Origin of the sequence: Streptomyces subrutilus (genome assembly GCF_001746425.1) — a bacterium.
Classification (GTDB): Bacteria; Actinomycetota; Actinomycetes; order Streptomycetales; family Streptomycetaceae; genus Streptomyces; species Streptomyces subrutilus_A.
Genome location: NZ_MEHK01000001.1, coordinates 1,329,219 through 1,341,604, shown reverse-complemented (window position 1 = coordinate 1,341,604; position 12,386 = coordinate 1,329,219). Strand labels below are relative to the sequence as shown.

The 12,386-nt window shown below is 74.4% G+C and carries 9 protein-coding genes; 7 read left to right on the top strand and 2 right to left on the bottom strand.

All coding sequences use genetic code 11. The annotated features are described in order from the left end of the window. Positions 1-2: 2 nt before the first annotated feature. Positions 3-962: a fibronectin type III domain-containing protein gene (locus BGK67_RS06975; protein ID WP_244291163.1), complete on the bottom strand. Its 960-nt coding sequence runs from the start codon at positions 960-962 to the stop codon at positions 3-5. A 182-nt stretch (positions 963-1,144) separates the two neighbouring features. Between BGK67_RS06975 and BGK67_RS06970 the strand changes: the two genes are divergently transcribed. From BGK67_RS06970 to BGK67_RS06940, 7 genes are all read left to right on the top strand, one after another. After that, positions 1,145-2,746, top strand: a complete 1,602-nt coding sequence (locus BGK67_RS06970) for an ABC transporter substrate-binding protein (RefSeq protein ID WP_069919086.1) — start codon at positions 1,145-1,147, stop codon at positions 2,744-2,746. A 46-nt stretch (positions 2,747-2,792) separates the two neighbouring features. After that, positions 2,793-3,758, top strand: coding sequence for an ABC transporter permease (locus tag BGK67_RS06965; protein WP_069923683.1), 966 nt, complete (start codon positions 2,793-2,795; stop codon positions 3,756-3,758). Beyond that, the gene (locus BGK67_RS06960; RefSeq protein ID WP_069919085.1) at positions 3,751-4,617 is read left to right on the top strand and encodes an ABC transporter permease; all 867 of its coding nucleotides are present in this window, start codon (positions 3,751-3,753) and stop codon (positions 4,615-4,617) included. The genes BGK67_RS06965 and BGK67_RS06960 overlap by 8 nt, the downstream gene beginning before the upstream one ends. Positions 4,618-4,664: 47 nt before the next feature. Continuing rightward, positions 4,665-5,597 (top strand): ABC transporter ATP-binding protein, encoded by a 933-nt coding sequence (locus BGK67_RS06955; RefSeq protein ID WP_069923684.1) that lies wholly within the window; start codon positions 4,665-4,667, stop codon positions 5,595-5,597. Further along, a complete protein-coding gene (locus BGK67_RS06950) occupies positions 5,590-6,249 on the top strand; it encodes an ABC transporter ATP-binding protein (protein ID WP_069919084.1) in 660 nt (219 codons plus the stop codon). Before BGK67_RS06955 ends, BGK67_RS06950 begins: the two co-directional genes overlap by 8 nt. Positions 6,250-6,347: 98 nt before the next feature. Next, a complete protein-coding gene (locus BGK67_RS06945; RefSeq protein ID WP_069919083.1) occupies positions 6,348-6,542 on the top strand; it encodes a hypothetical protein in 195 nt (64 codons plus the stop codon). Between the two features lie 138 nt (positions 6,543-6,680). Then, positions 6,681-8,246 carry a hypothetical protein gene (locus BGK67_RS06940; RefSeq protein WP_069919082.1) on the top strand — a complete coding sequence of 522 codons (1,566 nt, stop codon included), beginning with the start codon at positions 6,681-6,683 and terminating at the stop codon, positions 8,244-8,246. 21 nt (positions 8,247-8,267) lie between these two features. On the opposite strand, the gene BGK67_RS06935 is transcribed toward BGK67_RS06940, so the two are convergent. Next, complete coding sequence (locus BGK67_RS06935; protein ID WP_069919081.1) at positions 8,268-12,107, bottom strand: nSTAND1 domain-containing NTPase; 3,840 nt, start codon at positions 12,105-12,107, stop codon at positions 8,268-8,270. Positions 12,108-12,386: the final 279 nt, after the last annotated feature.

Here is a 12,386-nt window from a genome sequence, read left to right as displayed (position 1 = left end):
TCTCACGTCACGAGGGTGACGGTCCGCTCCGCCGAGAACGCGCCCCATTTCCCGTCGGGCAGCCGGGCGCGCAGCTTCACGGCCCATACCGTCCCGGCCGGCTCGGTCACCGTGATCCGGTGTTCCGCCCGTCCGCTGGGCACCGCACCTGTGCCGAACTGGATGACGGTGGTGGGACGTCCGTTGACGTACAGCTCGTACTCGCTCGTCTCGCGGCCGGTGTCCGGCGCGCTCCAGCCGAGGGTGACCGTGCCGGGCGAGGCGGTCGCGGTGAACCCGCCGGGCGCGGTGCCCGGTCCGCCGCCGGAGGCGGGCGGGGTGGTCACGTCCACCGCGGGGGAGTCGGGGGAGGAGTTGTCCGCCCCGTCGCGGGCCCGCACGGTGAAGGTGTAGACGGTGTCGGGCTGGAGGCCGCTCAGCGCGGTGCCGCTCTCGCCGGGGCCCGTGCTGTGGATCCGGACCCCGCCCTGGTAGACGTCGTACGCCGTCACGCCCGTGTCGTCCGTCGCGGCGGACCAGGCCACCCAGGCGGCGCGGGGTCCGGTGGCCCGGGCGGTGGCGGTCGCCGGGGCGGTGGGCGCCCGCAGGTCCTCGGCCTTGGCCGCCGGGGTGGTCGCCCGGACTTCCGGGCCCGCCCCGGAGAGGTTCCCGGCCGCGTCCCGGGCGCGGACCGTGAAGGCGTACCCGGTCTGCGGGGCGAGGCCGGTGATGTCCGCCATCGTCTTCCCGGCCGGGAGCTCGCGGACCATGCGGCCGGCCTCGAAGACCTGGTAGGAGCGGACCCCGTCGCGCTCGGCGGCCGCGTCCCACATCACGTGCACGGTGGTGGAGCTGGAGGCCTGCGCGGTGAGCCCGGCGGGAGCGGGCGGCGGATCGGTGTCGGGCGCGCCGCAGCCGGCCGCGGCCGCGGACAGGCCGGCGAGGGCCGCGCAGAGCGCGAGCAGGGGGGCGGTGCGTCGCACGGGATGCCTTCCTCCGCTTCCGCGTAAAGGTCTAGACATGTATGGCACGCGGGACGTGGCCGGGGCAAGACCCGTGCGGCGACGGCCGCCCGTGTGACCCGGTTCGTCTTCTTCTGCTCTTGTCTGGCATTATTGCGAGCTCTTTGCAATAAGAGATGACCGCGAACAGGGATGTGCACAGCATGACGGCCCGGACCGTACGGGGAATGGCCACGGCGACGCTGGCCGCCGCACTCATCACGGGCCTGGCGGCCTGTTCGAACCCCGGAGGGGGTGCGGCGGCCGGACCGGGAGGCGCGGACTCCGCCGTCGTCGGCATCGCGACCGAGCCGGAAAGCCTCAGCCCGCTGCTCGGCTACGGCAAGGACGGCAACTCCAAGATCTTCGACGGTCTGCTCACGCACGACGCGGACATGAAGCTGAAGCCCGCGCTCGCCGTGGCCCTGCCCGAGGTCTCCGCCGACGGGCTCACCTACACCTACCAGCTGCGCCAGGGCGTGAAGTTCAGCGACGGGGCGCCCTTCTCCGCCAAGGACGTCGTCTTCACCTACCGCACGATCCTCGACGCGAAGACGAACAACGCCTCGAAGACCGAGCTGGACGCCATCGCGGGCGTCGAGGCGCGCGGCGAGGACACGGTGGTCTTCACCCTGAAGTACCCCTACGCGCCCTTCGCCGAGCGGACCGTGCTGCCGATCGCCCCCGAGCACATCGCCGGCGGCCAGGACGTCAACGGCGGCGACTTCACCACCCGCCCCGTCGGCACCGGGCCGTACGTGCTCACCGCCTGGTCCAAGGGCGAGAAGCTCAGCTTCAAGGCGAACCCCGGCTACTGGGGCGGCGAGCCCGCGGTGAAGAGGTTCACCATGGCCGTCATCAAGGACGACGACGTCCGCGCCACCCGGCTGCGCTCCGGCGAGCTGGACGGGGCGGTCCTGCCGCCGAACCTCGCCAAGGGCTTCGAGGGGGACAAGGGGCACAGGACATACGCGGCCAAGACGTTCGACTACCGCAACGTGACCCTGCCGACCCACCACCGGGTCACCGGCGACCCCGCGGTCCGCCGGGCGCTGGACATCGCCGTGGACCGCAAGGCCATGGTCGAGGGGCTGCTCGACGGCGCGGGCAAGGCCGCCTACGGGCCGGTCCCCACCGACAGCCCGTGGTTCACGGCCGGCACGGAGCGCGCCCACGACCTCGACCAGGCGAAGAAGATCCTCGACGACGCCGGCTGGAAGGCCGGCGAGGACGGCATCCGCGCCAAGGACGGGGTCCGCGCCTCCTTCCCGCTCTGGTACACCTCCGGCGACAAGATCCGCCAGGACCACGCGCTGGCCTTCGCCTCCGACGCCAGGAAGGCCGGCATCGAGGTCAAGACCGAAGCCGGGACCTGGGAGGTCATCGAGCCGCGGATGAAGACCGAGGCCGTCCTCGCGGGCGGCGGATCCCCGGCCGACCCCGACTTCGACCAGTACCAGCTGCTCACCTCCTCGCTCGGCGGCGACGGCTTCAACAACATGGCCCGGTACGACAACCCGGCCGTGGACGCCGCACTCGTCGACGGGCGCCGCAGCGGCGACCCGGCCGCGCGCAAGGCCGCGTACGACACCGTGCAGCGCGAGCTGGTGAAGGACCCGGGCTACGTCTTCCTCACCCACATCGACCACCTGTACGTCGTGACCGACCAGTGGGACGGGCCCGCCACCCAGGTCGAACCCCACGACCACGGCCTGGGCTCCGGCCCCTGGTGGAACGTCGAGAGCTGGAAGCCGAAGCAGAAGTGAGCCGAGCCACGTGACCCCCCGCACCGTCCGGCTTCCCTGGGGACCGATGGCGCGCATGGCCGGGCGGCGGACCCTGTCCGCCGCCCCCGTCCTGCTCGTCGTCACCTTCGGGGTCTTCGCCGTCGCCGCGATGTCCCCCTTCGACCCCGTCAAGGCCTACGCCGGCACCGCGGGGCTGACCGCCTCGCAGGAGCAGCTCGACCAGCTGCGGGCCAACCTCGGCGCGGACCAGCCGCTCGTCGCCCGCTGGTGGGGCTGGCTCACCTCCGCCCTCACCGGCGACCTCGGCACCTCGGCCGTGATGCGCCAGCCCGTCGCCGACGTGATCGCCGAACGGGTCGGCTGGTCGGCACTGCTCGCCGGCTGCGCCTTCGCGGTCGCCGTGCTGGCCGGCACGGCCCTCGGAGTGCTCGCCGCGCGCCGCCAGGGCGGGTGGCTGGACCGGTGCGTGTCCTCGCTCGCCTACACCCTGGAGGCCGCCCCGGCCTTCTGGCTGGGGCTGCTGGCCATCTGGTTCTTCTCCGTACGGCTGGGGGTCCTGCCCGCCGGCGGCCTGACCGACGCGGGCAGCGACACCGTCACCTTCGGGCAGGTCGCCTCGCACCTGGTGCTCCCCGCGCTGGTCCTGGGCATCTCCCAGCTCCCCTGGTTCTTCCTGTACGTCCGCCAGGGCGTCGCCGACGCGCTGGAAGAGGACCCGGTGCGCGGCGCCCGCGCGCGGGGGCTCGCGGAGCGGACCGTCCTGCTCGGGCACGGGCTGCGCTCCGGCATGCTGCCGATGCTGACGCTGATCGGCTCCCGCGTACCGGAGCTGATCACCGGCGCGCTGCTGGTGGAGACCGTCTTCAGCTGGCCGGGCATCGCGGCGGCCACCGTCCAGGCCGCCACCTCGGTGGACTTCCCGCTGCTGGCCGCGCTGACGGTCCTGGCCACCGCCGCCGTCCTGGCCGGGAACCTGCTGTCCGACCTGCTGTACGGGCTCGCGGACCCGAGGGTGGGCTTCGATGGCTGAGGCGACCTGGCGCCCGCGGGGGCGGGCCCGGCGCTCGACGCGCACCCTGCGGGTACGGGCCTCGGCGGTGACCGTGGCGCTGATCGTGCTGGCCGTGCTGCTGGTCCCGCCGCTCGTACAACTGGACCAGCAGGCGGTCGACTTGTCGGCAAAGCTCCGGCCGCCGTCCTGGGCCCATCCGTTCGGCACGGACGACGTCGGGCGCGACCTGCTGCTGCGCTGCGTCTACGGGCTGCGGGTCTCCCTGCTGGTCGGCCTGGTCGCGGCGCTCGTGGCCACGGTCATCGGCACGGCCGTCGGCGCCGCCGCCGGGGCGCTCGGCGGCTGGGTGGACCGGGTGGTCATGCGGGCCGTGGACACGCTGTCCTCGATCCCGCACCTGCTGCTGGGGATCTTCATCGTGGCCGTGTTCCGCCCTGGAGTCTGGCCCGTGGTCGTCTCCGTGGCCGTCACCCACTGGCTGTCCACCGCCCGCATCGTCCGGGCGGAGGTGCTGTCCCTGCGCGGCCGCCCCTACGTGGACGCCGCCGTGTCGGGCGGCGCCTCGCGGTGGCGGGTGGCCGTACGGCACCTGGTGCCGGGCGTCCTCCCGCAGGCCGGCCTCGCCGCCGTGCTGATGGTCCCGCACGCGATGTGGCACGAGTCGGCCCTGTCGTTCCTGGGACTGGGCCTGCCGTCCCACCAGGCCAGCCTCGGCAACCTGGTGCAGACCGCCCGCGGTTCGCTGCTCGCCGGGGACTGGTGGCCCACGCTCTTCCCCGGCCTCCTCCTGATCATCCCGACGCTGGCGATCGCCGGCCTCGCGGGCGCCTGGCGCGACCGCCTCAACCCCCGGCGCCGCTCGGAGCTGACCCTGTGACCACCCCGCCCGTGCTCCGCGTCGAGGAGCTCTCCGTCCGGTTCCGGATGCCCGGGGGCCGCCACGTCGAGGCCGTCAGCGACGTCCGCTTCGACCTCGCGCCCGGCCAGTGCCTCGCCCTCGTCGGCGAGAGCGGCTGCGGCAAGTCCGTCCTGGCCTCCGCGCTGCTCGGGCTGCTTCCCGGCAACGCCGAGACCGCCGGGTCCGCGCGCCTCGCCGACGGCCTGGACCTGCTCGCCGCCGACGAGCGGACCCTGGCCAGGACCGTACGGGGCCGCCGCATCGGCCTGGTCCCGCAGAGCCCGGCCGCGCACCTCACCCCGGTCCGCACCATCCGGGCCCAGCTGGAGGAGACCGTCCGGGAGCTCGCCGGAGTCCCGAAGGCAGCGCTGCGCGCGGCTGCAGAGGCGGCCGCCGAACGGGCCGCCTTCCCCGCCGACCACCTCGACCACCACCCGCACCAGCTCTCCGGCGGACTCGCCCAGCGCGCCGCCACCGCACTCGCCCTCGTCGGCGACGCGCCGCTGCTCCTGGCCGACGAACCGACCACGGGCCTGGACCGCGACCTCGTCCACCGCACCGTCGACGAACTGCGCGCCCACACCCGCGACACCGGCCGCGCCCTGCTGCTGATCACCCACGACCTCGCGGCGGCCGAGCGGATCGCCGACACCGTCGCCGTCATGTACGCCGGGCGGATCGTGGAACTGGTCCCGGCCAAAACCTTCTTCGGCAAGCCCGGACCCCGCCACCCCTACGCCCGCGGCCTGCTCGACGCCCTGCCCGAGCGCGCCTTCACACCCGTTCCCGGCGCTCCGCCCGAACTCGGCGCGCTGCCGGCCGGCTGCGCCTTCGCCGCCCGCTGCCCCCTCCCCCCGGCCCTCGCGGCCCTCGCGGCCCCGGGCGGACCCCCGGCCGACCGGGACTGCCGCACCCGGCTGCCCCTGCTCACCGAAGGGGTGGCCTGCCACCATGCTTGAGCTCACGGACATCACCGCGGGCTACGACCGCCGCGCCCCCGTCGTCCGCGGGGCGCACCTGACCCTGCGCCCGGGCGAATCCCTCGGCCTGCTGGGCCCGAGCGGCTGCGGCAAGTCCACCCTCGCCCGGGTCGCCGCCCTGCTGCACCGTCCCGACCGCGGGACCGTGGCCCTCGACGGCAAGACCGTGACGGGCTTCCGCCACCGGGCCCCGCGCGCCCTGCGCGTTTGCGTCGGCGTCGTCTTCCAGCAGCCCCGGCTTTCCGCGGACCCCCGCCTGCGGCTGCGCGACCTCGTCGCCGAACCCCTCAGGGCCACCGGACGCCGCGAGGAAGTGCAAGAGCGCGTCGCCGAGTTGACGCGGCGTGTCGGCCTCGGCGCCGATCTGCTCGCGCGCCGCCCCCACGAGGTCAGCGACGGCCAGCTGCAACGCGCCTGCCTGGCCCGGGCCCTGGTGCTCCGACCGCGCTGGCTGGTCTGCGACGAGATGACCGCGATGCTGGACGCCTCCACCACGGCCGCCCTGGTCAGGGTGGTCGAGGAGTACCGCGCCGAGACCGGGGCGGGCCTCCTCGCCGTCGGCCACGATCCGGTGCTGCTGGAGCGCTGGTGCGACCGTACGACCCACTGGAACGAGATCGTCAAGGACTGAGCGGCCATCACGGACGGTCAACACCCGTACGGCCGACACGTCTTTCGCCCGACGGCACCCCTCCCTGCGCCACCATGACGGCGAGTAAGGAGGTTTCGATGGTGATTTCGCTCTCCGTGGTCGTCCTGCTCCTCATCCTCGCCTGGATCTTCCTGCGCAGCGGCGGCCTCAAGTTCTCCCACGCCGTCGTCTGCGTGCTCCTCGGCTTCTACCTCGCGAGCAGCAGCATGGCGGCGACCATCCACGACGGCCTGACGGCCACCGCCGACGTGGTTTCCGGCCTCAAGCCCTAGGGAGGTCAAGAACTGTTGCGCGTTCGTGAATCATCCGGCTCCCGCATGGACTCTTCGGGCCGCGCGACCTAGCGTCTGGCGGCGGCGCGACATCAGACGCAACGTCAACAGCACTGAAGAGACGCGGAGGCGGTCCGGATGGTCCGAAGAGCCCTGCACTGCGCCGTGGCACCGGTCCTCGCGTTCACGGTGATGTACGGGGTCACGCCCGCCCAGGCCGAGGGGATACCCAAGACCCCCGGCCACCGCCTGATCAGCAACTACGACGGCGCCCCCGCGGCCCCCGCGCCGCTGCCCGGCGAGGCACCGCCGCAGCACCCCCACCTCGCGCCCAACGGCCGCAGCGGCATGCACTCCGACGCGGCCGGCAGCGCCACCTCCCCCTGGTCCGGGCCGCTCGGCAAGGACCCGAAGGTGACCAGCGAGAAGATCGCCGCCCTCGGCGGCGAGTGCGCCACCGCCACCTTCGACGCGGGCGGCCGGCTCGTCACGGTGTGCGGCACCTTCTCCGGGTTCAAGGTCAAGCTCCTCGAGCCCCGCACGCTCGCCACCCTCGCGGAGTACCAGCTCCCGCAGCGCTCCTCGACGGTCGAGGCGATCACCTCCCTCGACTTCTCAAAGATCTTCAAGGACACCTCGGGCGGCGCCTACTTCTACCTGGACAACCAGGACCGGGCCGTGCTCGCCGACTCCCGCCAGCACATCCTGCGCCTGTCCCACACCCAGAACCCCGAGGGCGGCTGGAGGTTCACCGTCGACGACGACTGGGACCTCACCGGCCAGGTGCCGCACGACTGCGTCACCTGGACCAACCTGCGGCCCAGCGGCACCTGCGATCCGGTCACCTCCGTGATGCCCGACTGGAACGGCCTCATCTGGTGGGTCACCCGGCAGGGCCGCGTCGGCACCGTGGACCCGGCCACCTCGCGGATCCGCTCCGTCCGGCTGGACGGCGAGGAGATCCAGAACTCCTTCTCCGTCGCCGAGGACGGCGTCTCCATCGTCTCCGACCACGCGCTCTACAGCTTCCGCGCCGCCGCCGACGGCGCTCCCGAAGTGCAATGGCGCCAGGCCTACGACCGCGGCGCCGGCGCCAAGCCCGGTTCCGTGAACCAGGGTTCGGGCACCACGCCGGACCTCTTCGGCGACGGCTACGTCGCCATCACCGACAACGCCGACGACCGGATGAACGTCCTGGTCTACCGGCGGGGCACCGACGTCCCGGCCGACCGGCGGCTCGTCTGCAAGGTGCCGGTGTTCGGATCGGGCGCCTCCACCACCGACAACTCCCTGATCACCTGGGGCAACAGCATCGTCGTCGAGAACAACTACGGATACGAGAACGTCACCACCCTTCTGCTGGGCAAGTCCGTCGTCGGCGGCGCGTCCCGCATCGACGTCCGCCCCGACGGCAGCGGCTGCGACACGGTGTGGCAGAGCCCGGTCCGCGCACCCTCCGTCGTCCCCAAGCTCTCCACCGCGAACGGGCTGCTCTACTTCTACGAGAAGGAGCCCAACTCCTGGGGCATCGACGCCTGGTACCTCACCGCGGTCGACTTCCGCACCGGAGAGCGCCGCTGGCGCCGGCTCACCGGCACGGGTCCGCTGTACGACAACAACTGGGCCCCGATCACCCTCGGGCCCGACGGGACGGCGTACGTCGGCGTATTCAACGGCATCGTCGCGGTCCGCGACGCCGGCTAGGACCGGACGGCGGCGGGGCCCTCAGCGGCCCCGCCCGCAGGCCGGACCGGGCGAGATCCGGCAGATCTCCGCCAGCCGGGCCCCGACGTCCACGCTCCACAGCCGTACGGTGCCGTCGGTGCTGCTGCTCGCCACCGTCCGGCCGTCGGGGGAGAAGGAGACCCCCCACACCGCGCTGGTGTGACCGGCCAGCGCGGCCACCGGACGGCGGCCGGCCACCTCCCACAACCGCACCGTGCGGTCGTTGCCGCTGCTGGCGAGCGTCCGCCCGTCGGGCGAGAAGGCGATGCCCCGCGCGGAGCCGGTGTGGCCGCTGAGCGCCGCCTCGAACCGCCGGCGGCGGGCGTCCCACAGCCGTACGGTCCCGTCGTTCCCGCTGCTGGCGAGGGTCCGGCCGTCCGGGCTGAAGGCCACGCCCCGTACCGCCCCGGTATGGCCGGTGAGCGCGGCCAGCTGCCGGCGCGCGGCCACGTCCCACACCCGCACCGTCAGATCGTCCCCGGCGCTCGCCAGGGTGAGCCCGTCGGGGCTGAACTCCACGTCGTTGGCGAAGTCCGTGTGCCCGGAGAGCACCGCGAGCGCGCTGCGCGCGGCCACGTCCCACAGCCGTACCGTGCCGTCCGAGCCGGCCGAGGCCAGGGTCCGTCCGTCAGGGGCGAAGGCGACGGAGAACACGGTGCCGCCCTGGCCGGTGAGGGTGCCGGCCGGGCCGCGCGCAGCGAGGTCCCACAGCCGGATCGTGCCGTCGGAGCCGGCCGAGGCCAGGGTCCGCCCGTCGGGTGCGAAGGCCACCGAGAACACGGTCTCGGTGTGCCCCTCGACCGTGGCCGCCACCCGCCGCTCCGCCACGTCCCACAGCCGCACCGCGTGATCGGCTTCGGCGGTGGCCAGCAGTCTCCCGTCGGGGCTGAACGCGGCGTGCCACACCTCGGTGAACGGCCGCGAGGTCAGCACGTGGCCGCGCAGGTCCCACAGCGCCACCGACTGGTCGAACCCGGCCGTGGCCAGCAGCGTCCCGGCCGGGTCCACCGCCACCCCGAGCACGTAGTCGGTGTGCCCGGCGAGCGTCGCCGTCAGCCGGGCGGCGCGCACGTCCCACAGCCGGGTCGTCCCGTCCCCGCCCGCGCTGACCACCGTCGTCCCGTCCGGTGTGTACGCCACGCCGTTGACGTCGTCGCTGTGCCCCGTCAGCGTCGCGGTCGTCCGGCGCCCGGCCACGTCCCACAGCCGTACGGTCCGGTCGGCGGCCCCGGTGGCGACGCCCTGCCCGTCCGGCGCGAACGCCGCCCCGAGCACCTCGTCCGTGTGCCCGGCGAGGACGGCCAGCGGACGGAAGCCCACCGGATCCCACAGGCGCACCGTCCGGTCGGCCCCGGCCGACACGAGCGTGCGGCCGTCCGGCGCGTACGCCAGGGCGTTGACCCGCTGCGTGTGGCCCTCCAGGGAGGCCACCGCCCGGTGTTCCCCGGCGGCCTCCCACAGCCGGACGGTCCCGTCGGGGGCCGCGACGGCCAGGGTCCGCCCGTCGGGGGCGAAGGCCACGGCCCGGGCACCGGTGGTGTCCGGCCCCAGGACCGCGGCCGTACGCCGGCCGGCGACGTCCCACAGCCGGGCCGGGCCGTCCGTGGAGGTGGCCGCGAGGGTGCGGCCGTCGGGGCTGAAGGCGACGGCCCGGACCCGCCCGGGCAAGGTGAAGGACCCCGTCGTACGGCGGTCGGCCACCCGCCGCAGGGTCACCGTGCCGTCCGAACTGGCCGTCGCCAGCTCGCCGTTCCCCGGGGCGAAGGCCACCGCGTTCACCGGACCGCCGTGCCCGCCGAGCCGGGCCACGAACGGCTGCGACTGGGTGCTCAGCAGCGCCCCGCGCGCCTCGGTCGTCGGCGAGGTCCCGTAGGCCTCCGCGGCGAGCCGCATCGACCGTTCGGGCTGGCCGGCCGCCAGCGAGGCGGACTGCAGGGCGAGCGCCCGAGAGCGGGCGACGCGTTCCTGGCCGAGCGCGCCCGCGCGCTGCTCGTACGCCAGCCCGCCGGCGCCCACGGCCAGCACCAGCAGGACCACGAGGGTGGCGAGCATCCGCTGTCGCAGGCGCACCTGCCGCCGGCCCTGCCGCTCCCGGGCGTCCTCCCCGGCCTGGCTGGCCCGCAGGAAGTCCTCCTCGCGCGGGCCGAGCCGGCTCCTGCCGTCGAGCTCGTCGGCCCACGCCCGGGCGGTCTCCAGCCGGGTCCCGCGGTAGAGCGCCGACGGATCGCGGTCCTCGCGCTCCCATTCGGCGGCGGCGTGCGCCAATTGCTGGTGGATCAGCAGACCGGCCCGGTCGGCGTGGATCCAGCCGCGCAGCCGAGGCCAGGCGTGCAGCAGCGCCTCGTGGGTGATCTCGACGGTGTCGCGGTCCACGGTGACCAGCCGGGCCCGGACGAAGGTGTCGAGCGCCGCCGCCGCCCGGTCCGGAGCGGCCGGCCGCCCCAGCAGGGCCGTCCGGTTCATCCGGCGGCGGGTCGCGCCCGCGCCGTCGGCGACGTGGACCAGCCGGACCAGGACCCGGCGGATCGTGCGCTGCTCGGCCGGGTACAGGCGGGCGAAGACGGTCTCGGCGGTCCGGGCGATGGCGCCCTGGATGCCGCCGGTCCGCTCGTACCCGGCGACCGTCAGGGTGGATCCGGTGCGCTGCTGCCAGGTGGCCATCAGGGCGTGGGAGACCAGCGGCAGCACCCCGGAGGGCGTGTGGCCGGGGGCGTCCTCGCGCAGACCGGCGTCGCGCAGCAGCAGGGGCACCAGGCCCGGCTCCAGGGTGATCCCGGCGAGTTCCGCCGGGCGCGTGATCGACTCCCGGAGCTCCGCCAGGGACATCGGGGGCAGGACGAAGAGCCCCGAGGCGAAGGCCGGGGCCAGGTCGGGCAGGTCCAGACAGCTGCCGGTGAAGTCGGCCCGCACGCCGAGCACCACGACGGCCGGATCAGGTCCGTCCCCGGCGGGCCCGGACGTGGACAGCTCCGACAGCACGCGGGCGAAGGCGTGCCGCTCGTCCTCGTCGGAGCAGAGGGTGAAAAGCTCCTCGAGCTGATCGACGATCAGTACCAGCCGGACCGGGGGCGGCTCCATCCCCTGCCCCTGCCCTTGCCCCTGCTCCCGGTGCTGTGCGCCGGAGGGGCCGGGGGAGGACTCCGACAGCCGGCGGAAGGCCTCCAGCAGCGCCGCGGGCCGCTCCCGCAACTCCTCGGCCTCGAGGGCGAGATCGCCGCCCAGCACCTTGGCGGTGCAGACCAGCAGCTCCTCGAGCGGGTGCGCCGTGGGGGTGAAGCGCACCACCGGCCATGCGTCGGCGCCCGGCATCGGGAAGCCGCCGACGCGCCGGAGCGCCGGCACGAGGCCCGCGTTCAGCAGGGAGGACTTGCCCGCCCCGGAGGGGGCGACCAGCATCAGCGGGCCGCCGCCGATCCGCTCGAAGACCCGCTCGACCAGCTCGGCCGTGGCCCGTTCCCGGCCGAAGTACCACCCCGCGTCCTGCGCGGTGAAGGCCGGCAGGCCCCGGTACGGGCACGCACCGGCCTCCGGCCGTGCCTCACCGGGGGCGGGGTCGGGCGGGGCCGTCTCCCGGACCATGCGCAGCAGTTCGCCGTCGGCCCGCAGGACCTCGTCACAGCGCCGGGCGACGTCGACGGTCACGCGCTTCGCGCCCGTCTCGATCTTGCTCAGGTAGCCCTTGCTGTAGTGCGTGCGCCGGGCCAGGTCGGCCAGCGACATGCCCCGTTGCATCCGCAGACGCCTGAGCTGCGCGGGAAACGGCAGGGTGCCGGTGTCGTCGGATGCGTACTGGTGACCGGCGTCCGGCCGGCCGTCCGAATCCCCCAAGACATCCCCCATGGCCGTGCGCGCCCAGGTATCGAAACGGTGGTTCCCAGGCTACAGCGGGGGTCGGACGGTCGGCGACGTCCTGGCCGAAGGCCTTCGGTCGCGCAGGGCGGGAACGGGAACGCCCGGAGCCCGCGGTGGGCGCGGACACCGGTCTTGGAGGCGATGGGACTGCCGCGGCCGGCCCCCTGGTGGCCGGTGCACGGATTTGCGTCCGCACCGCCGTACTGGTTGCGGTTCGGACGGTTCCGACCCGTGGCGCCGGGACCGCGGGGTGACGGGTTTCCCCTG

Bases quoted from the DNA above. Each gene is read 5' to 3' on its own strand.
- BGK67_RS06970 (WP_069919086.1), top strand. From the start codon at position 1,145: ATGACGGCCCGGACCGTACGGGGAATGGCCACGGCGACGCTGGCCGCC.
- BGK67_RS06965 (WP_069923683.1), top strand. From the start codon at position 2,793: ATGGCGCGCATGGCCGGGCGGCGGACCCTGTCCGCCGCCCCCGTCCTG.
- BGK67_RS06960 (WP_069919085.1), top strand. From the start codon at position 3,751: ATGGCTGAGGCGACCTGGCGCCCGCGGGGGCGGGCCCGGCGCTCGACG.
- BGK67_RS06955 (WP_069923684.1), top strand. From the start codon at position 4,665: ATGCCCGGGGGCCGCCACGTCGAGGCCGTCAGCGACGTCCGCTTCGAC.
- BGK67_RS06950 (WP_069919084.1), top strand. From the start codon at position 5,590: ATGCTTGAGCTCACGGACATCACCGCGGGCTACGACCGCCGCGCCCCC.
- BGK67_RS06945 (WP_069919083.1), top strand. From the start codon at position 6,348: ATGGTGATTTCGCTCTCCGTGGTCGTCCTGCTCCTCATCCTCGCCTGG.
- BGK67_RS06940 (WP_069919082.1), top strand. From the start codon at position 6,681: ATGGTCCGAAGAGCCCTGCACTGCGCCGTGGCACCGGTCCTCGCGTTC.
- BGK67_RS06935 (WP_069919081.1), bottom strand. From the start codon at position 12,107: ATGGGGGATGTCTTGGGGGATTCGGACGGCCGGCCGGACGCCGGTCAC.